Annotated in this window: 18 protein-coding genes; 12 read left to right on the top strand and 6 right to left on the bottom strand. The window is 46.0% G+C overall.

Annotated elements, in window-relative coordinates:
- Positions 1–3 precede the first annotated feature (3 nt).
- Positions 4–1425, bottom strand: coding sequence for an acetyl-CoA carboxylase biotin carboxylase subunit (locus AC4JOV_RS11525; RefSeq protein WP_229937438.1), 1422 nt, complete (start codon positions 1423–1425; stop codon positions 4–6).
- 151 nt (positions 1426–1576) lie between these two features.
- Between AC4JOV_RS11525 and AC4JOV_RS11520 the strand changes: the two genes are divergently transcribed.
- A complete protein-coding gene (locus AC4JOV_RS11520; protein ID WP_229937439.1) occupies positions 1577–2452 on the top strand; it encodes an AraC family transcriptional regulator in 876 nt (291 codons plus the stop codon).
- A 105-nt stretch (positions 2453–2557) separates the two neighbouring features.
- Positions 2558–3208 carry an ABC transporter ATP-binding protein gene (locus AC4JOV_RS11515; protein ID WP_229937440.1) on the top strand — a complete coding sequence of 217 codons (651 nt, stop codon included), beginning with the start codon at positions 2558–2560 and terminating at the stop codon, positions 3206–3208.
- A gap of 209 nt (positions 3209–3417) precedes the next feature.
- On the opposite strand, the gene prfB is transcribed toward AC4JOV_RS11515, so the two are convergent.
- Positions 3418–4512: a peptide chain release factor 2 gene (gene prfB, locus AC4JOV_RS11510; RefSeq protein WP_229937441.1), complete on the bottom strand. Its 1095-nt coding sequence runs from the start codon at positions 4510–4512 to the stop codon at positions 3418–3420.
- Between the two features lie 164 nt (positions 4513–4676).
- Between prfB and panC the strand changes: the two genes are divergently transcribed.
- A complete protein-coding gene (gene panC, locus AC4JOV_RS11505) occupies positions 4677–5501 on the top strand; it encodes a pantoate--beta-alanine ligase (RefSeq protein ID WP_229937442.1) in 825 nt (274 codons plus the stop codon).
- 15 nt (positions 5502–5516) lie between these two features.
- On the opposite strand, the gene AC4JOV_RS11500 is transcribed toward panC, so the two are convergent.
- Positions 5517–7610 (bottom strand): peptidoglycan D,D-transpeptidase FtsI family protein, encoded by a 2094-nt coding sequence (locus AC4JOV_RS11500; protein WP_229937443.1) that lies wholly within the window; start codon positions 7608–7610, stop codon positions 5517–5519.
- Positions 7611–7815: 205 nt separating this feature from the next.
- Here AC4JOV_RS11500 and AC4JOV_RS11495 point away from each other — a divergent pair, with 205 nt between their 5' ends.
- From AC4JOV_RS11495 to AC4JOV_RS11455, 9 genes are all read left to right on the top strand, one after another.
- Positions 7816–8997, top strand: coding sequence for an FtsW/RodA/SpoVE family cell cycle protein (locus AC4JOV_RS11495; protein ID WP_229937444.1), 1182 nt, complete (start codon positions 7816–7818; stop codon positions 8995–8997).
- Between the two features lie 44 nt (positions 8998–9041).
- The gene (gene murG, locus AC4JOV_RS11490) at positions 9042–10049 is read left to right on the top strand and encodes an undecaprenyldiphospho-muramoylpentapeptide beta-N-acetylglucosaminyltransferase (RefSeq protein WP_229937445.1); all 1008 of its coding nucleotides are present in this window, start codon (positions 9042–9044) and stop codon (positions 10047–10049) included.
- A 52-nt stretch (positions 10050–10101) separates the two neighbouring features.
- On the top strand, positions 10102–10536 hold the full coding sequence (locus AC4JOV_RS11485) for a hypothetical protein (protein ID WP_229937446.1): 435 nt from the start codon (positions 10102–10104) through the stop codon (positions 10534–10536).
- A gap of 307 nt (positions 10537–10843) precedes the next feature.
- Positions 10844–13408 (top strand): alanine--tRNA ligase, encoded by a 2565-nt coding sequence (gene alaS, locus AC4JOV_RS11480; RefSeq protein ID WP_229937447.1) that lies wholly within the window; start codon positions 10844–10846, stop codon positions 13406–13408.
- 5 nt (positions 13409–13413) lie between these two features.
- Positions 13414–13893, top strand: a complete 480-nt coding sequence (locus AC4JOV_RS11475; RefSeq protein ID WP_229937448.1) for a hypothetical protein — start codon at positions 13414–13416, stop codon at positions 13891–13893.
- Positions 13893–14444: a septum formation inhibitor Maf gene (maf, locus tag AC4JOV_RS11470; protein WP_229937449.1), complete on the top strand. Its 552-nt coding sequence runs from the start codon at positions 13893–13895 to the stop codon at positions 14442–14444. The genes AC4JOV_RS11475 and maf overlap by 1 nt, the downstream gene beginning before the upstream one ends.
- 43 nt (positions 14445–14487) lie before the next feature.
- Positions 14488–15579, top strand: a complete 1092-nt coding sequence (locus tag AC4JOV_RS11465) for an aminotransferase class I/II-fold pyridoxal phosphate-dependent enzyme (RefSeq protein ID WP_229938361.1) — start codon at positions 14488–14490, stop codon at positions 15577–15579.
- A 68-nt stretch (positions 15580–15647) separates the two neighbouring features.
- Complete coding sequence (locus AC4JOV_RS11460; protein ID WP_229937450.1) at positions 15648–17822, top strand: transglycosylase domain-containing protein; 2175 nt, start codon at positions 15648–15650, stop codon at positions 17820–17822.
- Between the two features lie 16 nt (positions 17823–17838).
- A complete protein-coding gene (locus tag AC4JOV_RS11455; protein WP_229937451.1) occupies positions 17839–19146 on the top strand; it encodes a cation:proton antiporter in 1308 nt (435 codons plus the stop codon).
- Positions 19147–19319: 173 nt separating this feature from the next.
- On the opposite strand, the gene AC4JOV_RS11450 is transcribed toward AC4JOV_RS11455, so the two are convergent.
- The 3 genes from AC4JOV_RS11450 to AC4JOV_RS11440 all read right to left on the bottom strand — a co-directional run bounded on the left by AC4JOV_RS11450 (position 19320) and on the right by AC4JOV_RS11440 (position 22313).
- Complete coding sequence (locus AC4JOV_RS11450; protein WP_229937452.1) at positions 19320–19706, bottom strand: hypothetical protein; 387 nt, start codon at positions 19704–19706, stop codon at positions 19320–19322.
- Between the two features lie 262 nt (positions 19707–19968).
- Entirely contained in the window at positions 19969–21399 is a 1431-nt protein-coding gene (glnA, locus tag AC4JOV_RS11445) for a type I glutamate--ammonia ligase (protein ID WP_229937453.1), read from the bottom strand.
- A gap of 134 nt (positions 21400–21533) precedes the next feature.
- On the bottom strand, positions 21534–22313 hold the full coding sequence (locus tag AC4JOV_RS11440; protein WP_229937454.1) for a histidinol-phosphatase: 780 nt from the start codon (positions 22311–22313) through the stop codon (positions 21534–21536).
- Between the last annotated feature and the right edge of the window lie 28 nt (positions 22314–22341).

Genomic DNA, 22341 nt, shown 5'->3' with positions numbered 1-22341 from the left:
CTGTTAAAAAAGAAATTTTGAAAATATCGATCTAAGTTTGCTTTCTATCTTTTTCTTGGTCTCGGGATTTACCACCTGGAACTTGGGAAGCTTTTCATCAAGGTAGTTGGTAGTGAACTTCCCCTGGATAAAATCCTCATCCCTGACGATCTGCTGATGCAGCGGGATATTGGTCGGCAACCCTTCGATAAAGAACTCATCGAGTGCCCTGCGTGCTTTATTGACCGCACCTTCCCAGTCAAGTGACGAGACGATGAGTTTTCCGATCATCGAGTCATAGTTCGTCGGTACAGTATAGCCTGCATAGGCACTGGTATCAAGCCTTACTCCGGGGCCGCCCGGTGTGAGGTAGGCGCTGATTGTTCCGGAGGAGGGCATAAAGTTGTTCTCAGGGTTTTCCGCATTGATCCTGAATTCGATCGCATACCCTTTAAAGCTGATCTCCTCCTGCATGAATTTGAGCTTGTCGCCTTCAGCGATCTCTATCATTCTCTGGATGATATCGATACCGCTGATGATCTCTGTGACAGGGTGTTCAACCTGCACGCGGGTATTCATCTCGATAAAGTAGATCGTATCCTCTTCATCGATAAGAAACTCAATGGTACCTACGCTTTCATATCCCAGTTTGAACATTGCTTTTGTGGCGATGCGGTAAAGCTCTTTTCGTACTTCATCATTAAGACGGGGAGAGGGGGCGATCTCGATCACCTTCTGGTGTCTTCTCTGGATCGAACAGTCTCGCTCAGCAAGGTGTACGACATTTCCGTATTTGTCCGCAATGATCTGTACTTCGATATGTCTGGGGTTTTCGACATATTTTTCGATAAATACCTCTCCCTTTCCGAAAAACTTCACTGCTTCAGAGGTAGCACTTTCAAACATTGACTCAAAATCTTTTGCTTTATGGACGATCCTCATCCCTCTGCCGCCCCCGCCGAATGCTGCCTTGATAATGACGGGAAATCCTATCTGTTCTGCGATTCTGGCTCCCTCTTTTTGATCCAGGATCGGTTCGTTCGTTCCTTCAAGTATCGGTACACCAACCTCTTTCATCGCCACCTTGGATGCCATCTTGTCCCCGAAAAGAGCGATATGTTCCGCTTTGGGACCGATAAAGATAATGCCGTTCTCTTCACACGCTTTGGCAAAGTCTGCATCTTCAGACAAGAACCCGTACCCCGGATGGATCGCATTGCAGCCGGATTTTTTTGCGGCAGCGATGATATTGTCATAATTGAGGTAGGCCTGAAGCACATCCCCTTTGATCAGGTAAGATTCATCTGCTTTAATGACCCAAACCCCTTCGGTATCCACTTCAGAGTAGATCGATACACTCTGGATATCAAGCTCTTTACATGCACGGATAATTCTCAGTGCGATCTCACCGCGGTTTGCGATAAGGATTTTGTTGATTTTTTTCATCTTATCATTCCTTCTATGAAAGTTTATGTCATTATAGGATGATTGAAGGTGTTACTTCTTCATATTTATTGCACTGTTAATTGTCTGTTATTGCTAAATATAGTGTCTATTTATGTGTATAATTGTGTTTATCCTTGATATAATGGAGCGTATGAAAAAAGAGACATTGGAAAAAAGAACCAAACTGGCCAATGATATGATGTACTATATCTATACGCATATCGATACACATATCGATATTGAAGAGCTGAGTGAAGATCTGGATGTAAGCAGGTTTCATATGCACCGTATCTTCAAAGAGGCGTTTGGGAAGAATATCTATGAGAGTATCAAGTCTATCAGGCTGCAAAAGGCGGCCAACCTTCTTTTGACCAATAAATACTCCACGATCTCCAATGTTGCCAATGAATGCGGGTATAGCTCACAATCCTCTTTTATCAAAGTATTCAAGGAGCGTTTTGGTATGACGCCGAAAGCCTGGCGTCAGGGCGGGTACAAATGCTACTCCAACGAGATTTTGAGACAGTCAAAAAATGCGATGCGTTCTCAGGCTGATTTTAGTGCAATGACACCGACGATCGTAAAGATGCCTTCTATTGAGAGCTACTATATCCGTAACCGGGGGTATGATGTCAATGTCAAGGAGACATGGCAGAAGATGCAGACATGGATACTGAGTCATGATATCAGGGAGTCTACACAGATCGCTCTGCTGCATGACAACCCTACGATCACCCCGCTGGCAGAATGTCAATATATCGCCTGCGTCACTACACCGAAAGAAGAGAAGGTCAACAGCCAGCGTCTGCCCAAGTTCAAGATATCCGACGGAGTCTATGCAAAGTTTGATCTGCAGGGGAAACACGGGGATATGCTGAAGTTCATTCACTGGGTCTATCATGAGTGGCTGGTGAAGAGTGACTATGAGACCACGACAAAACCTTCCTATGTGATCTACAAAAAAAACAATTTTCTCAGTGAGGATGACGAGTTTGATATCAGCTTTTATGTCTCTATCACCTATTAATATTTTCACTTTATGGGCTGAGTCAAGAGAGTTATTGATGATTCTGTTGACAATTCAAAAATCTTTTATGTTAGAATTACCCAACTTATTTAAAGGCAATGATAGATGTCACAAACTCTTTTAGAGGCCAAGGAAATTTCTCACGGTTTTGAATATACACTCTTTGATGATGTAAATTTTGTACTGAATGCGACTGAGTCTGCTGCTATTGTAGGACGGAGCGGCAGCGGCAAGTCTACACTCCTGCATATCCTCTCTACATTTTTGAAACCCGACAAGGGAAGCGTAAAGCTGTTGGATAAAGAGCTCTACAGGTTAAAAGAGGGTGAACTCGAAGAGCTGCGCCGCTATGAGATCGGTATCATTTTTCAGTTTCACTATCTCTTTAAGGGGATGAGTGCAATGGAGAATGTTAATGTCGCTACGATGCTTTCAGGTGAGGAGATCGATGACAGCCTGCTGGAAAAACTGGAGATCAAAGAGCTGATGGAACACAAGATAGGAGACCTTTCGGGCGGACAGCAGCAGCGTGTATCCATCGCGAGGGTACTGAGCAAAAAACCGCGTGTCATCTTCGCTGATGAGCCGACAGGTAACCTTGACAAGGAGACGGCCAAACTGGTGATGGATGTGCTCTTGGCCTATATCCAGCAACATCAAGCGGCACTGCTTTTGGTGACACATGACAGTGAAATGGCTGCGCGGTGTAACAAAATCTATACGCTTGAAGAGAGACACCTCAAGGAGAGTCTATGAAAGATATCGCATTGATGGACATCCTCTATACTGTCGGTATGCTCTTTTTTGTCTTTTACGGTTCGATTCTCCTGACGAAACTTTTGTCCAAAGAGGAAGATGAGGAACGTTAAGCAAATGTGAATAGTTTCACATTTGTAGTGACGGAACCGGAATGGTGGAGCAGTGCGACCCATGAAGGCAAAAGAAGAGTCTCCAAAAAAGTAGGCTTACTTTGCCTGAGTGATCAAAACACCTTCGATCATCTTATCTATATCTCCGTCCAGGATCGCATCGACATTGGTAAATGCCTGATTGCTTCTGGTATCTTTGACCTGCTGGTAGGGCTGCATCACATAAGAGCGTATCTGGTGGCCCCATCCGATCTCTGACTTCTCTATCCCGTCCAGTTCAGCCTGTTTTTTGGCCATTTCGTACTCATAGAGACGTGACTTGAGCATCTTCATGGCAGAAGCTTTGTTTTTGTGTTGACTTCTGTCGTTCTGACACTGTACGACGATATTGGTCGGGATGTGGGTGATACGGATCGCTGACTCAGTTTTGTTGACGTGCTGACCGCCTGCACCCGAGGCACGGTAGGTATCGATACGGATATCTTTATCTTCTATCTCGATATCGATGTCATCTTCGATCTCCGGTGAAACCATGACCGAGGTAAAGGAGGTATGACGCTTGGCATTGGAGTCAAAGGGACTGATACGTACCAGTCTGTGGATACCGTTTTCTACCTTGAGATACCCGTAGGCATTTTCCCCTTTGATAATGAAAGAGGCATCTTTGATCCCCGCTTCCTCCCCTGATTGATAGTCAAGGACCTCTACTTTAAAATCATGGCGTTCAGCCCATCGCAGGTACATGCGGTAGAGCATACTTGCCCAGTCCTGTGACTCCGTACCTCCTGCACCCGGGTGGATAGAGACGATGGCATTGTTGCTGTCATGCTCTCCGCTGAGCATCATCTGTATCTCAAGCGCCTGTGTATTGGCTTCAAGGTTCGGTGCCTCTTCATAGAGCATCTCCAGCGTCTCTTCATCCCCCTCTGCTTTGGAGAGTTCAAAGTATTCAATGGCGTCCTGAAGGGCATCATTTGCATTACTATAGGTGGCAAGAACCCTCTCTGTTCTTGTCTTCTCCTGTGATATCTTCCCGGCATTTTCAGCATCGTTCCAGAAACTGGGATCCTGTTGCATAGCGTCGATCTCTGACAGTCTTGCCTGAAGCTCATCGGGTTTGACGATATTGGTGATATTCTCCATCTTTGTGGAAAGTGTTTTTAGCAGTTCGCCGTATTCGTACGCGTCCATAGTGAAAAGCCTTTATATATTATCTTCTTGACGGGCATAAGCTCTTTATCAAGGTATCGCACTAAAGTAGAACTATTTTGCCTCAGGTATCACCCTGATTTAATTTCTCTAGTGGATAGTTTTGGTAAAATTTTACCAAAATTGAGCGAAAGTTGAGGTTAGTGATGATCATTGTACATACGATCAAAGAGTTGCAAGAGGCAAAAAAAGCACTGAAGGGGAGTATCGGCTTTGTCCCGACCATGGGAGCTTTGCATCAGGGACATCTCTCTCTTATACAAAAGGCCAGAGCAGAGAATGATCATCTCATCGTTTCGATCTTTGTCAATCCGACACAGTTTCTGGAAGGTGAAGACCTGGATGCCTATCCCCGAAGGGAGGAGGCGGACAGAAAGATCTGTACGTTGGCAAAAGTAGATATCCTCTTTATGCCGACTATCGATCAGATGTACGAAGCTGATGAGCTCCGTATCGGCGCACCTGCTATCCGCGGTTATATCCTGGAGGGACACAAGCGTCCGGGACATTTTGACGGGATGCTTCAGATCGTGATGAAACTGCTCAACCTCAGTGGTGCGGACAATGCCTACTTTGGGAAAAAAGATGCGCAGCAGTTGGCACTCATTGCACAGATGGTCAAAAACTATTTTATGGATGTGAATATCATTCCCTGTGAGATCGTCCGTGATGAGAAGGGGTTGGCACTGAGCAGCCGCAATGCCTATATGAGTGAAGCAGAGAAAGTACGGGCACTCTGCCTCTCACGCTCACTCAAACGTGCCTCTAAGCTTATCATGGGTGGGAAACTTGACGTCTCAGCGATCAAGGCTGAGATGATGGAAGTCCTCAAAGAGGCGGATGAGGTGGAGTATGTTGCGATCGTTGACCGTGCGTTCAGACCTTTGGAAAAAGTGGAGATAGGCAATACGATGATTCTGGTCGCTGCCTGGATAGGAAAACCGAGGCTGATAGACAATATCTGGATATAGCCCGGTAGACTTTTGTTAAAAGAGTTGCTGATCAAGCTCTTCGAGATTGATTTTTTGAACCGGTTTAGGTTTAGGGGCCGGCTTCTGTACCGGTATTGGCTTTGGTTTAGGTATCGGTTTAGGTTTAGGCTTAGGTTTCTCTTTGAGCTCAAAGAGCTCTCTGATCGATCTCTGGGGTTTATCACCGCTGTCCGGTGCAGCCGTATCATCGCTGAGCGTCTCCCTTTTCGGGGCAGGGGTCTCAGGCAGGGCAGGCTCTTCCTCTTCTAGCTGGTAGAGCAGTTCGTTGGTCTCTATCTCCTCTGACTCTTTGACATCCGGTTTGAGATAGTTCTGGTCGACCAGTATCTCTACGATATTTCTGAAGGTCGGTACGGCAGACTGTGAAGCGAAATATTTGCGGTATTTTTTGGCTTTGATCACAAGCACCCCGATCGTATACTTGTTTCCCTCTTTATCATTGGCAAAGCCATAGAAACTGCTGTGATACTCTCGCAGGTAGCGTCCTTTTTTCGCGATATGGGCCGTACCGGTCTTCCCTCCGATCTCCAGACCCGGAAACTGTGCCTTTGTCCCTGTCCCCTCTTCTACGACACGGACCAGAATATCATGTACGACCTGGGAGGTCTTTGGATCGATCGCAGGAAGGTCCGGTACTTCAGGATCCAGTGTATAGCGGTTGCCTTTGGCATCTTCAAGATAGCTCACGATCCTCGGGGTCATAGCTGTCCCACCGTTATTAAATGCAGAGTAGGCCTTCAAAAGCTGGGCAAAGGTGATATGCATACCGTACCCGTAGGAGGTACTGGCACGATGCAGTTCATGATTCAGCAGGTAAAGAGGCTTGAGTTTTCCGGGAAGATCACGTGAGAGGTCTATACCGGAGGGTTTGGCGACACCGAAGGCAAGCAGACCTTCCCTGAATTGTTTTCCTGTCAGTCTCCATGATATTTTGGAACTACCGATATTGGAAGAGTGGATGATAATGCCTGCAGCATCCAATGATTCATACTTGTGGTCATCCCTGATCGTAAACCTTCCTATCTTCATCCGGCCGTTTTCGGTGTTGATCCTCGTCGTCGGGGTGATCACACCGTTTTTGAGCGCGACGGAGAGGGTGAGCGGTTTGAGTACAGACCCTGCTTCATATGGGTACTCTGCAAACTTCGGGTTGAGCGCAGGGATATCTTTCTGGGTGATATGGGAAGGGTCAAACCGTTCCGAACTGGCAAGAGTGAGCAGTTCCCCGGTCTCACTTTTCATCACACCCACAATGATCTCCTCCGCATCGATCTGCGTTTTCATGGCATCGAGCATGATCTCGATACGGCGCTGCAGGGCCAAGGGAATGTTGAGGTGCAGGTCAAGCCCGTCGATACGTTTGATCTTCATACTGTTTTTGTCGTGAATGACCGTACCGATGACATCTCTTTTCCCCTGAAAATAGCCGTTCTTTTTGGAAGTGATATGCTCCTCGTACTGTCTCTCCAGTCCTTTTTTACCCTGCGGACGGATATATCGTCCCTCCTGTCTGTCCCCCACGTATCCCACTGTAGGGCTTAGGACATCTTTGAGCGGGAAGCGTCTGCTCTCCCCGTTTTCGATGACATCCAGCCCGTAGAGTACTTTGACGCCGTTGCTGTTCTCCACCCATTGAAAAACATCCAATTTTCTCAGTTTATATGCCAGCTCTTTGAGCTGCATTGCCGATTTTGCATTGAGTTCCTTGGAGAGTATGATATTCCCCGTGACAGGCCGGCCCTTTTTATCGGTAAATTTCTCTCGTACATCTTCGATGGAGATACCGCTGTAGATACTGAAAAACTTGATAAAAAGTGCTCTTTTTTCCGGTTTGATACTTGCTCCGCGTACGACAGCCTGGTAGGTTTTCTGAGAGTAGCTTAAGGTATAACCGTCAGCGGAGATGATCGATCCACGGAGTGAACGGTCATGCAGTGTGGCATGCTCACTCGGGATACGCCGATCAGAGTGGATCGTATTGAGTACCGATAATAGAAAAATGGTCACAAGAAGTGCCAAAAGCAAAAAAAGTGTCAGTACTTTACTGCTTTTTTTCTTGATCGCTCTGTTGTTGACTGCTTCTTTCATGCGCTCCCTGTATGACCTTCCACCCGGACAATATAGTGTGATTTTATCAAATTTATCTACTAACTCTGATAAAATACCCTTTAAGCTTGGTCCGATCTAGTATCCTAGTCACAGTTTTACGAAAATTTTCATAGAAAAAGTTGAATTCTTGCAGGACTGACGGATTCATTCAAAAAAATAGCATTCCATTGAGAGATACCGTATTATGATAGATAAACCGCTTTTGGCAGCCGTCGTAGCACTTTTGACATTTTCATTGATGATGAGTTACTCGCTTTCGACCTATACCGTGCTGCACTTCCATTATAGTGATTTCCACTTTTTCATTCGACAGTCGATTGCGGTCTTTATCGCTTTGATGACGATGATCACCATCAGTAAAATGGATCCGGACAGGTGGTTCGTACCTATAAGTATGGTCCTTTTTGTTACGTTTTTCCTTCTTCTGATAGCGATGCAGTTTCTCCCTTCAACTCTTGTCAAGGCTGTAGGGGGTGCAAAACGCTGGATCCACCTGGGACCGATCTCGATCGCGCCGGTAGAGTTTTTCAAGATCGGTTTTGTCTTTTTCCTCTCATGGAGTCTCGCCAGAAAGTTTCAGAGCAAGAATATGAAGAGCTTTGCAGAAGAGCTCAAGGCATTTTCCCCCTATATCGCACTCTTTCTGATCGCCGTGGTACTGATCGCAATTTTCCAGAAGGATCTTGGACAGGTTGTCGTACTCGGGGGTACACTGGTGGTGCTCTTTTTGCTGGTCGGAAGCAGTTACAAGTTTTTCCTAACCCTGGTCGCCGGAGCATTCGGGGCATTTGTTGCACTGATCTTCGCTGCACCGCACAGGGTTGCCCGTATCAAGAGCTGGTGGAGTACCGTACAGGATAACATCCTCTCGCTATTGCCGTTTGAAGGGGTACAGAATCTTCGTGTCGATGCGGCCAAAGAGCCTTACCAGATCTCTAACTCACTCAACGCGATCCATAACGGTGGCTACTTTGGACAGGGACTGGGTAACGGACAGTTTAAACTGGGATATCTCTCTGAAGTCCATACGGACTTTATCCTGGCAGGGATTACCGAGGAGTTCGGCTTTTTGGGACTGGCTCTGGTGAGCTTTGCCATACTCTTTATCATCTACCGTATTTTCAAGATCGCTGCAAAAGTCGAAGATCCTATCTACTATCTGTTCAGTGTCGGTATCGGACTGTTGATCGCTTTTGCCTTTGTGCTGAACTCCTACGGGATCTCGGGGATCACTCCGATCAAGGGGATCGCTGTACCGTTTTTAAGCTACGGGGGATCGCATATCCTGGCCGCTGGTCTGGCGATCGGTATGGTACTGATGATCTCCAAAAAAGTACCCAGGGATGCAGAAGGGCGTATGCTGTAAACTGGGCAATAAATCTCAAGTTGTAATAGACAGAAAGGAACTATATGAGTATCGTCATGACAGGTGGTGGAACAGGCGGCCACTTAGCGATCATCAAAGCGGTGAAAGAGCATTTGAAAGAGGAGGAGCTGATCTATATCGGTTCCACAAAAGGTCAGGACCAGGCATGGTTTGCCGAAGACAGCGATTTTGCCAAAACCTATTTTTTGGAGAGCAGGGGAGTGGTCAATCAGGGGTTGCTGGGAAAGATCGGTTCACTCTGGAAGATCTTCACCTCTGCCCTGAAAGTTCGCAAGATACTCAAGTCACATCAGGCCAGTGTTGTCTTCTCTGTGGGGGGATTTTCTGCAGCACCTGCTGCACTGGCAGCGAAGCTTTCAGGTATACCGTTAGTCATTCATGAACAAAATGCCGCACTGGGCTCACTCAACAGACTGCTCAAGCCCTATGCGGATCTCTTTATCTCCTCCTATCTTGAAGAGAGCCCGGTGAAGGCCTATCCGATCAAAGAGGTGTTTTTTGAGAATGCCCGGATCAGAAAAGAGGTGAAAACAGTCATCTTTCTAGGCGGTTCACAGGGAGCCAAAGGGATCAATGATCTGGCTCTCTCCCTTGCACCGATACTCAAAGAACGAGGGATCAGGATCATCCACCAGGCCGGAGAGAGAAACATCGATGAGGTAAGTGCAGCCTATGGGAAGCTGGGGATCGAGGCAGAGGTATTCGGGTTTACGACGAAGCTGGCAGAGTATATGAAAGCGGCGGACTTCGCAGTCGCACGCTCGGGGGCATCGACGCTCTGGGAACTTTCCGCTACGGCACTGCCGACACTCTTTATCCCTTATCCTCATGCAGCCAGTGACCACCAGTACTACAATGCGAAGTTTTTGGTAGAGCAAAAGCTGGCATGGCTGATGCGTGAAAACGAGATCGACAAAGAGAAGGTCCTGTCTCTGCTTGATACGGACCTGGAAGCGAAAAGCAGAGGGCTGATGGAGAGTGTGGAGAAAGAGGGAAGCAGAAAGATTGCACAGCTCCTTACACAAATCTAACACGTTTCTTTTGTACGATCTTCAAATAGATGAGAGGTGAAAGGAGAGAAGTATGAAAAAGATCGCAGGTTTTTTGAGTGCAGCAGTGGCTGTCTTGTCGCTGAACGGATGTGGAGGTAGTGACTCCTATGACCATACCTATTATCTTCAGACCTATGATGATATTTTGGGTGAGTATGTAGGGGTAGAAGGTGTTTACTATGAATGTGATTCTTATGTAGGAGATACCGGTGATCATGGTGAGTTTCGGATGAGAGATGGTGATACTTGTACTTTTTGGGATCTAGATGACACAGTCTCTTCTGAATATAATATACTATATCTCGGAGCAAACTCGAGTGGCACAGTAGGTTTGGCAGACGTTGAATATTCGTGTGACTCAGGTATTTCTGGCGAAACAGATTATGACGGTGCGTTTGATTTTGATCCTACATATGAAAATCCTTATTATCCTGGTGATGTATGTGATTTCTACTTTTTTGAATAGTTGTAGGTTTGGCACTGCCAAACGTCTCTTGAGCGGAGCATACGCTTATAGAAAATGATCTATGGTGTCGGGGTGGGGCACCCCGACCTACATATTTCCTGGTTAGATATCTTCTGAAATGTAACTATACGTTACTGTTTCCCCTCATCCTCTAGCTCCGGTTCCCCGTGTCTCCGGGCCACAGCTTCTTTATTTGTCACCCTATGATAAAAGTATCATTTTACACCAACCGCAGATTAACTACATTTTAGATAAAATATCCTCAATTTTTTAAAGGCAGAATAATGCCTTTTTTGAGGTAAAATCAATGGATATCAGACAGAAATTTCTAGACTATTTTGAGAGCAGAGGACACACGGTTGTCCCTTCTGCACCGCTTATACCGATCGATGATGACGGATCACTGCTTTTTGTGAATGCAGGGATGGTGCCGTTCAAGGGGATCTTCACAGGTGAAGAACCTATCCCCAACCCTCCGCGTGCGACTTCAGCACAGACCTGTATCAGAGCAGGCGGTAAACATAACGACCTTGACAACGTGGGATATACGGCAAGACACCATACGATGTTTGAGATGCTGGGTAACTTCTCTTTTGGAGACTATTTCAAAAAAGAGGTGATGGCATACGCATGGGAGTTTGTGACCTCTCCTGAGTATCTTGGGCTTCCGGTAGACAAACTCTGGGTCACGGTACATGAGAATGATGATGAAGCCTTTGAATTGTGGCAGGCACATGTTCCGGCTGATCGTATCATGCGTTTTGGAGACAAAGACAACTTCTGGCAGATGGGAGATACAGGTGCATGTGGACCGTGCAGTGAGATCTTCTATGACCAGGGCGAAGAGCATTTCAACGGTCCTGAAGACCATATGGGTGGAGAGGGAGACAGATTCCTTGAGATCTGGAACCTTGTCTTCATGCAGTATGAAAGAGATGCCGAAGGGAACCTTAAACCGCTTCCAAAACCGAGTATCGATACCGGTATGGGATTTGAAAGGGTTGCAGCGATCAAAGAGGGCGTGCTCAACAACTACCACTCAAGCCTCTTTATGCCGTACCTTGAGAAGATCGGTGAGCTTGTAGGTGAAGCGTATGCGTATGAAGCACCGAACTCTGCAAGTTACCGTGTGATCGCAGACCACCTCCGTTCTACCTCATTCCTGCTTGCTCAGGGAGTCAACTTCGACAAAGAGGGACGCGGGTATGTACTTCGCCGTATTATGCGCCGTGCGATCCGTCACGGATACCTGCTTGGACTGCGCGAACCGTTCATGTACAAGCTGGTCGATACGATCGGTGCAGTGATGGGTGAGCAGTATCCATACCTTATCGAGAAGGCTGAAGCGATCAAGGCTTCGATGAAGCTCGAAGAGGAGAGATTCTTCGATACGATCGATGCGGGGATCAAACTCTTTGAAGAAGAGCTGGAGAATACCACGGATATGTTTAACGGTGAAGTGGCATTTAAACTCTACGATACCTACGGTTTCCCGCTTGACCTTACTGAAGATATGCTCAGAGAAAAAGGTATTGCACTGGACAGCGAAGGCTTCGATCGCAAGATGGAAGCACAGAAAGCACAGTCTAAAGCAAGCTGGAAAGGTACCGGTGAAGCGGCTGCAACGGGTGACTTCAAGGAGCTTAAAGAACAGTTCGGTCAGAACACGTTTGTAGGATATGAGAAGCAGACATACCAGACAAAAATTCTTGGACTCCTGGATGAGCACTTTAAACAGGTTTCAAGTCTGCAGCCGGGAAGTATAGGATGGGTAATGCTTGAAGAGACACCGTTCTATGCAGAGTCGGGCGGTCAGATCGGTGACAGAGGTCAGCTTGAAAGTAAAGCGAAGGTACTCGATACCAAGCTTTTCCAGGGGATGAACCTTTCGGAAGTAGAAGCGACTGAAACGATCTCTGTTGATGATAGCGTGGTTGCTATCGTGGATCAGGCGAGAAACGAGATTGTCAAACACCACTCTGCGACACACCTGCTGCACGCAGCACTCTATGATATCCTTGGAGAGCATATCTCTCAGGCAGGTTCTTTGGTTGAGGCGAACAGACTTCGTTTTGACTTCTCCCATCCTCAGGCACTGAGTGCAGAAGAGATCCGAACGGTAGAAAACTGGGTGAATGAGAAGATCGCCAGAGGTGTCTCCTCTACAACTCAGGAGATGAATATCGATGAGGCCAGAGCATTGGGTGCCAAAGCACAGTTCGGTGAGAAGTACGGTGAGAGTGTGCGTGTGGTAAGTATGGGAGATGTCTCTGTAGAGCTTTGCGGCGGAACACACGTAGACAACACTGCAGAGATCGGACTCTTTGTTATCAGCAAAGAGAGCGGTGTCAGTGCAGGGGTAAGACGTATCGAGGCGATCTGTGGTATTGCCGCTACGAAGTATCTCTTTGAGCTTCAAGATAGTCTCGAGTCAGTCAAAGCAGAGGTGAAAAACCAGGATCCTATCGCAGGTATAGGAAAACTCAAAGAGCAGATCAAAACGCTCAAAGAGGAGCTTCAGGCAGCACTTAACTCAACGAAAAAAGAGCTAAGCGTGACAGAGATCAACGGTGTGAACGTCATCGTGGATGAGGTGGAAGCCGGAGATATCAAAGAGATGATCGACGAGGCGAAGAACAAGTATCCGAATATCGCAGTGATGCTTTTCCAGAAAAAGGGTGATAAAGTCATGCTTGCATGCGGAAGCAAAGAGACTGCGATCAAAGCCGGTGACTGGATCAAGCAGATCGCACCGGTACTAGGCGGCGGAGGCGGCGGTCGTCCGGACTTTGCCCAGGCCGGAGGTAAAGACCCGTCCAAGATCGCTGAAGCGAAAGAAAAAGCCTTGGCATACCTAGAAGAGAACCTCTAAATATCATGACTGAACTCTATACGAACTATGCCCATACGATCGTCTTTTTGCACGTGCTCTCTGCCTTTATCTGGGTAGGAGGAATGATCGCGATACGCTTTGCCGTACACCCTACGATGCAGAGTATCGATGATGCGAGGATCAAGCTTGGCAAGACACTGATGCTGGTAGGAAAATTCTTTCATATTGTGATCCCGTTTATCGTAGTGATTTTTATCACAGGGCTTATCATGGCCGTAGCGCAGCAGGGGCACCATGGCGAGCAGAAGATGATCTTTCTCTTCAAAGAGTCTATCTGGGCAGTGATGGCGGTGAACTTCAGCTGGATGTACCTGAAGCGTAGAAACGCACAAAAGCGTTTTGATGCAGGTGACCTTCCCGGGGCAAAAGCCATGATGGCTTTGATACCGCAACTGCTCCTGCCGATCAATATCCTTTTGGGGCTTGCAGCGCTTTGGACCGGTATCGCACTTAGAGGACTCTGATGATTACCTTGTGTTCAGCTTCGGAGTCGAGAGCGCTGCTTCTGAAAAACTTTGGTGTCGATTTTATACAAAGAGTACCTGACTATGATGAAGAGCAGATCACGACGACGGTTGCCAAAGACTTTGTCTATACGGCAAGTAAAGGAAAGCTAGAGGCTGCAGTACGGGAGTTTGGGCTCGATATCCCGCTTTTGTGCGCAGATACCGTGATCGCTGCAGCGGACGGTTCGATCCTTCGCAAGCCTAAAGATATCGAAGATGCGAGACGTATCCTTGAGATACAGAGCGGCTCAACGATCTCGATCATCTCTTCCGCCCACTACCGCTCCAAAACACTGCTCTTTTCAGATATCTCAGCCACGCATTACCGCTTTGCACCCTTTGAGAAAGAGGAGATGGAAGCATATCTTCAGAGCGGATTGTGGCAGGGGAAAGCAGGCGGATGTATGGTAGAGGGATTCTGTAAAAAGTATATCCTTGAAGTGGATGGATTTGAGAGTACGGCCATGGGGCTCCAGGTAGAGACACTGCTGCCATGGTTGGGAAAATAGGTTGGGCAAATAGGCCGGGAAAATAGGTTAGGAAAATAAGATGATGTATGAGAATGAAATAGAAGCACTGAAAAGAGCCGGGCGCTTTAGAGAGCGCAAACTCTATGATGATACCCTGCAGGATCTTGCCTCCAATGACTATCTGGGTCTCTCTACCAAAAAAAAGCATCTCAAAAAAGCGATCAAACTTCTGGAGGATTATGAGACGATCTCCCCCAAAGCAAGTATGCTGGTCAATGGCTATCACCCGATCCACCGTATCTTTGAGATGGAGCTGGCTGAGGCGAACAGTTTTGAAGATGGCCTGATCGTCGGTTCAGGGTTTCTGGCCAATATGGCACTGATCGAGTCACTGGTTCGCAAAAGCGATATACTCTTTATGGATGAGGAGTATCATGCTTCGGGTGTGTTGGCTTCACAACTTCTGGGAGACCGTGTCGTGACCTTCAAACACAATGATGCAGAGGATCTCAGAGAGAAGCTTGAAGCCTCTCCTGCCAAACGCCAGATCATTGCGATCGAGGGGGTCTACTCGATGAGCGGCGAGCTTGCCAAAAAAGAGATTTTTGATCTGGCTGAAGAGAAGCAGGCACTTCTGATCGTGGATGAAGCGCACAGTGCGGGTGTACTTGGCTGGAAGCTTCAAGGGATCTTTGAACACTACGGCATTCCTATCACCAAACGTCATATCAAGATGGGTACACTGGGTAAGGCATACGGCTCATACGGTGCCTATATCCTGGCGAGCAACGAGATCATCAGTTTTTTGGAGAACCGTGCGAAGTCCGTCATCTACTCCACCGCTCCATCGGTGATCGATACGGCACTGGCACTGGTCAATTTCAGATATATCCGTAAAAAGGCAGAGAAGTTAAGAGAAGAGATACAAAAGCGTCAGCAGTTTGTCAAACAAACGTATGGTATCGAGCTTCAAAGCCTTATTTTACCGATAGAAGTACAAAGCAATGAACAGGCACTTTATCTGCAAAAAGGCTTGATGGCACAAGGGTACCTCGTTGGTGCGATCAGGCAGCCGACGGTAGCCCGCCCGATCCTGAGAGTCATTCTCTCTCTTGGGGTACCGATGCGTGAGATCAGACATGCACTGGCACTGATCCACCACAATCTGGACTGAAAGGATCTCTCCTTTGTCTTATAGAACTAAATACGATAAAATAATAAGAGTTTAACGAAAGGTAATCAGTGTTTCATAGTCTTATAAAAGGTTCCATTATCCTGGCAATCATCTTTTCTGCAGCACTTTTGGCAGCATTTATCTATGCCTATGAAGAGGTAAAACTCGATGCGGATAAACTCATCAACTATAAACCTGAGATCTCTTCTGTCATTATGGATAAGGACGGCAACAGACTGGCTTATGTCTTTAAAAAACAACACCGTCTCTATGCAACGTATGATGAACTCCCCAGTTTTGTAGTAGAGGGGTTGGTAGCGATGGAAGATACCAAATTCTTCGAGCATAGCGGTGTCAATCCCGATGCGATTTTCCGTGCGATCATCAAAGATATCCAGGCCGGTGCTTTTGTAGAGGGTGGAAGTACACTGACCCAGCAGCTTATCAAAAACAAACTGCTCAGCAGTGAAAAAAAATTGGCCCGCAAGATGAAAGAAGCGATCCTGGCACTGAAGATAGAAAACGAGTTAAGCAAAGAGGAGATCATCGAGCGTTATCTCAATGAGATCTCCTATGGAAACAACTACTTTGGGATCAAAACCGCAGCAAACGGATACTTCCATAAAGAGCTCAACGAGCTGACGATGAAGGAAGCTGCGATACTTGTCGGGTTGCCGAATGCACCAAGCTTCTATAACCCTATCAAGCACTACCAAAGGGCACTGGACCGTGCCAATAATGTCCTTTACCGTATGAAAAGTATAGGATGGATCACAAAAGAGGATTATCTCAAAGCAGTCAAAGAGTCCCCGACTGTTTACCAGACCTCTTTGACACAAAATATCGCACCCTATATCGTCGATGAAGTCGTAAGACGTTTTAACGGGAAACTCGGGGATATTCGTACAGGCGGGTACAAGATCTATACCACCGTGGATATGAAGCAGCAGGAGATCGCCAAGAAGGCAGTCACTTTTGCGTATGAAAAAGCACTGAACAAGTATAAAGAGAAGGTAGGTAAAACGACGCTCAATGCAGCACTGGTTGCTGTAGAGAGTAAAACAGGGAATATCCTGGCGATGGTCGGAGGGGAGAGTTATGAGCGAAGTGCGTTTAACCGTGTGACACAGACCGAACGCCAGCCCGGTTCAGCCTTTAAACCGTTTATCTACCAGACAGCACTGGATATGGGATATAATCCGGCTACACCGCTTACCGATCTTGCCAGAACGTTTCAGTACTACTATAAAGGCAAGCGCAAGATCTGGGCACCTAGAAACTATGAGCGCGACTTTAAAGGGTTTGTATCGTTCAGAGAGGCCTTGGTCCACTCACGTAACCTTGCTACGATCAACCTGGTAGCAGATCTTGGGGTAAGTACGATCCGTAAGAGGCTTGCGTTCCTGGATGTTCCGCATATCCCGAGAGATATGTCCATTGCGCTGGGGAACCTGGGACTGAGTCCCCTGAAAATGGCTCAGATCTTTTCAGTCTTTGCCAACAGCGGGCATATGATCGAACCGAGACTGGTAAGCAAGATCGTCTCTAAAGAGGGGGCTGTGATCTATGAGACACGCCCTAAAGAGATCGCTGACTTTACGACACCGGAGCAGGCCTACTTGATGACCAGTGTGTTGCAGGATGTTGTGAAGAGAGGTACGGGGCGTAATGCCAGAGTAGAGGGGATCGAGCTTGCCGGTAAAACCGGTACGACAAACAACAGTATCGATGCATGGTTCTGTGGCTACTCTCCCGAGATCGAAGTGATCGTATGGTTCGGACGTGACGATAACAGACGTATCGCAAGCAGAGGTGCGACAGGTGGCGGACTTGCTGCACCTGCATTCTCCTACTACTTTAGAGAACTGCTTAAAGTCTATCCTGATACCAAGCGTACCTTTGATATCCCGGAGGGTGTCTACAGGGGAAGCTATGAAGGGGAGAGCGAGATCTATACGAAACACTCCCCGCTTCCGACAGTGAAGCCGAAAGATGAGTATGGCTTTAACGAGAGTATGGATATTCCTGCGGATGCAAACGAGACCGGTATTATCCCTGTTGAGGATACCGATATCGTAGAGGTGATCAACTACGATGAACCGAGCGGAGATGATATAGGGTATGCTGAGACGATCGATATTGACGGAGAAGAGAGTGGTGAGACAGAGGAAGATGATCCGCTTCATCCGAAAAGAAAAGTACCGAAGACACCCGTATCAGAAGATAGCGGAACACTCTTTTAACAGCTAAAGGACAACGATGCACAGTTTTGCACCCGAGATATTGCTTATTACGATTTTAACGCTTGTGGTTCTCTCTGACAGTGTGTCAGCGAGACTGAAAATTCCTTCAGTCTTTCTCCTGCTGATCGGTTCCTATCTAGTCTATACCTATGCCAAAATGGCGGTGCCTATCGACCTGAAGTTCTACTTTGATACGGTGATACTCTTCTGTATCCCTCTGATCTTTATGGCCGATGCCTTGCACCTGCACTTCTCGGATATCAAAAAACACGCTTGGAGTATCTTCTATCTGGCTGTATTCGCCGTAGCACTCTCTATCACTGCAGGAGCCAGCCTCTATTATATGGATATCTTTGAAGGGTTGACGCTCGGGGCCTATGTCTCTCTGTTTGCGATCAATATGGCAACGGATGCGGTCAGTGTACAGTCAGTACTTTCACGTTTTCAGGGGATCAGCCATGATATCAAAGTATTGATAGAGGGTGAGTCACTGGGGAATGATGCAACCGCGGTTATCGCTTTTTTCTTTATCGGTCTTCCCTGGATGATGAGCGGCAGTATCGATGCAGGTGAGGCGACCGTCGATGCACTGCGCGTCTTTGCAGTGAGTATGGGGATCGGTATCACCTTGGGGTATCTCTTTTATATGCTGATGAAACTGATCAATGATAAGAGAGGGGAGCTCTTTGTTTTTATCATTGAAGCCTATATCGCCTATGTCGTGGCTGAACACTTTCATGTCAGCGGTATCCTGACACTGATCACGGCGATCATTGCAACGAAGGCATGGATCGATATCGATATGAAAAAGCTTGAAGGGGAAGATGCCAAAAAGAGCAAAACCTTTCTGCAGAGATTCCGTCTGCACGGGATAGACGCAACAACCTCCGAGCGTATGGAGTATATCTATGAGATGGCAAAAGAGTTCGGATATATCGCAGCTGTGATGATCTTCTTTGTCCTGGCCGAGATGGTAAGCCTGGAGAAGTTCTGGGAGTACAAAACAGAGATCCTCGCAATGTTTATCATCACGACACTGATCCGCGCGCTCTCCATGGCAAAGTTCGCTTTCTGGGGCAACAAAGTAAAACATATCAAACCGGTCGGTTTTGAAGGATGGTTTATCCTCACTTTCTCGGGGATGAAAGGGGCGCTCTCGATCATCCTCGTACATATGATCCCGGATTCATTTGCCTATAAAGAGCTCTTTGAAGTGGTTACAACCGGTGTGGTGATCCTCTCTATCTTTGTCTACGGTACGACGCTCTGGAGCTACTTTACCTTCTTTAAAAAAGAGGAAGAGAAAAAGCTCTTTGCACACTAGAGGATCATAACATCTCTGACTCGTTCCATATTTCCCGATGTGGAATAAATCATCTCGAGAGCAATTATCTTTCGCGTAGGGTGCGTAACCACGCACCAAAATAGAGGAGGTGAGAGTATCGTCTCTTCGCTCCCATTGAGGTCGATGGGAATGAGGGAAAGTGTTATTAGACCTTATACGTTATTATCTTCATGTACAATACTGCATTTTTGCAAAATATCAGATATTTTTTTATGAAATATGTATGGTAGATATAAATGTATAGATAAATAAGTTCCCATCATTACAACAGTCATTATGGTTTCTGTGGGTTCATTAAAAAGGATATTATAAATAAAAAGTAAAATAGAAGATATAAACATTGCTGGAAGAAATGAAATAAATCTACGTTTTATTTCAGGATATATAAAACTTCTATAGCCTTCAATATCTTGAAGCTTTTGTTTTAATTTAGAATCATTGATAATGTATTTTTGACCCTCATCATTAATGTAAATAGTATTATTGTTTTTATCATTACAAAAAATATGACTGGCAGTAAAATCATCGTAATTTTGCAAGTTAATTCCTTTTTGTCTAACTATTTACTAGAGGAACTTTGTGCTTGCACTTACTGTGAGACAATCTCCTCTTTCCCCTTCATTAAAGTATTAGCAGTATACCAAAAATGTTTTGTGTTAAAACCTTATAAAATGTACTCTGGGAGGATCGTTTTATGATGATTTATTAGAGACTTATGATGGAGAAGTTTGATTGGTTTTAAAAGTAGTGAGATAAATAGAAAAGATAAGTTTCTCCCGGGCAGAAGCCCGAGAGGAAAGATTAGCATGAATAAGTAGTAATGTACTCGTATGCTGTCGGTCTACCTTCATCCGGCCAGATCTGTCTTTCGAACTGGTAGTGTTGGTAAGCAGTAACAAATTCTTCTGAGAATACCGGCTTAAGGAATTCATTATCTGCGATAAGACCTTCAATAGCTTCTCTAAGCGTGTGTGGCATCTGAGGAATTTTCTTCTCTCTGATCTCATCAAGGCTAAGTTCGAAAAGGTCTTCATCCATTGGTCCAACCATTGGGTAACCACCAGCTTTGATACCGTCGATTCCTGCCATAAGTAGTGCAGCGAATGCAAGGTATGGACATGCAGTTGAATCCGGGAATCTTGTCTCGATTCTTGTCGCTGCTTCACCTGCACCATATGGGATACGACATGCTGCCGATCTGTTCTGGCTAGAGTAAGTCAGGATAGATGGTGCCTCAAATCCTGGAAGAAGTCTCTTGTATGAGTTTGTTGTTGCATTGGTAAATGCAGAAACAGCATCTGAGTGTTTGAAAATACCGCTTAGGTAGTCAAGTGCTGTTTTGCTTAGGTTACCGTACTCACCTTGAGAGTAGAATAGGTTTTTACCGTCTTTCCAGATAGACTGGTGTACGTGCATACCGTTACCGTTGTCACCGTAAAGTGGTTTTGGCATAAATGTTGCAGTCTTACCGTTAAGGTGTGCTACCATTTTCACTACATATTTGTATTTTTGTACATTGTCCGCTGCTTCAAGAAGCGTACCGAATTTGATACCGATCTCACCTTGACCTTGTGCAACTTCGTGGTGTCCAAGTACAACTTCAAGACCGATCTCTTCCATGATCAGCATCATTTCAGCTCTAAGGTCTACCATAGAGTCAGTTGGCATTGTAGGGAAGTATCCACCTTTTGTTCCTGGTCTGTGACCAAGGTTACCGTACTCATATTTAGTATCAGTGTTCCAACCACCCTCTTCAGTATCTACTTTGTAGTAAGCAGAGTTGATATCGTCTCTGAACTCTACGTTATCAAATACGAAGAACTCGTTTTCCGGACCGAAGTAAGCTACATCACCGATGTTTGCTTCATCAAGGTATTGAAGTGCTTTCTTAGCGATCGATCTTGGACACTTTTCATAGAGTTCACCTTTATAAATATCGTAAACATCACAGACTACTATGATCGTACTGTCCGCTGTAAACGGATCAAGGAATGATGTCTCAACATCCGGCTTAAGGATCATGTCTGATTTGTTGATCGGCTGCCATGCTTCGATTGATGATCCGTCAAATGGAAGACCCGCTTCTAGCATCTCTGTACTAACAGCATGCAGTCTATATGTAACGTGGTGCCATGCACCTTTGATATCTGTAAATCTAAAGTCTACAAACTCAACTTCGTTCTCTTCACAATATTTGTAAAATTCATCTGTGTTGTTCACAAATTTACCCATTAGGTTCTCCTCTGACATTAATTAATTGAAATTATCTAACAATTATAGCAGGTAAATATTTAGAGGCGGCAGTTTTTGTGATGAAATATTCATCAATTGATTGAACTTAAAGTTTTAGAGTATTTTCTTGCTGTTTAAAAAGTAACCAACATACGGTCACGCTGTTTAAAATAGACCGCTTTTGTATAGCCTACCTCACTGGCCAATGAGGTGACCTCCCCATAGGCAAATCCGACCTGTTCAGGGCTATGGGCATCCGAACCGAAAGTGATAGGGATCTCCAGCTCAAAGGCCTCTTCAAGCAGTGCTTTGGAGGGGTAGATCTCACCGATAGGTTTACGAAGGCCCGCGGCGTTGAGTTCAAGTACCATATTGGCCTTTTTGATCGCTTTGAGCGCATCCTTGGCAAGGAGTCTTATATCCTGTTTTGGCAGATACTTAAAGACCTTGATCAGATCAAGGTGTCCTACGATATCAAATCTCCCGAACTTTGCCATCGCTTCGACCGCTTCAAAGTAGGCTGTCCATATCTCGTCGACGTCACGGTCTTTCCAGCCGCTCAGAAATTCGGGATTGTCAAAACTCCATTTATCGATGAAGTGTACCGACCCGATGAAGTAATCCACATCCGCACCCAGTACACGATCATCCATATGCCCCGGAAGGTAGTCTACCTCATAGCCAAAGAGGATATCGATCTTCTCTTTGTATTTTTCTCTGGCGCCCAATACATCACAGCGGTATGCCTCCATCTCTTCAAATGCCAGGCGGTAATGCGGGTCAAAGTCCATCGGTGCATGTTCGGAAAAACCGTAGACATCTATCCCCAGTGCTATGGCTTTTTCTATATACTCATCGATGCATCCCTCTGCGTGATTACAGCGGGTAGTGTGGTTGTGTATGTCAATTCTCATGAGGCAAATTTTAACATAAAAACAGATT

The sequence above is a fragment of the Sulfurovum sp. MH2-6 genome (assembly GCF_058374785.1).
The sequence above is the reverse complement of the archived record's forward strand: the minus strand, read 5'-3'. Positions and strand labels throughout refer to the sequence as shown.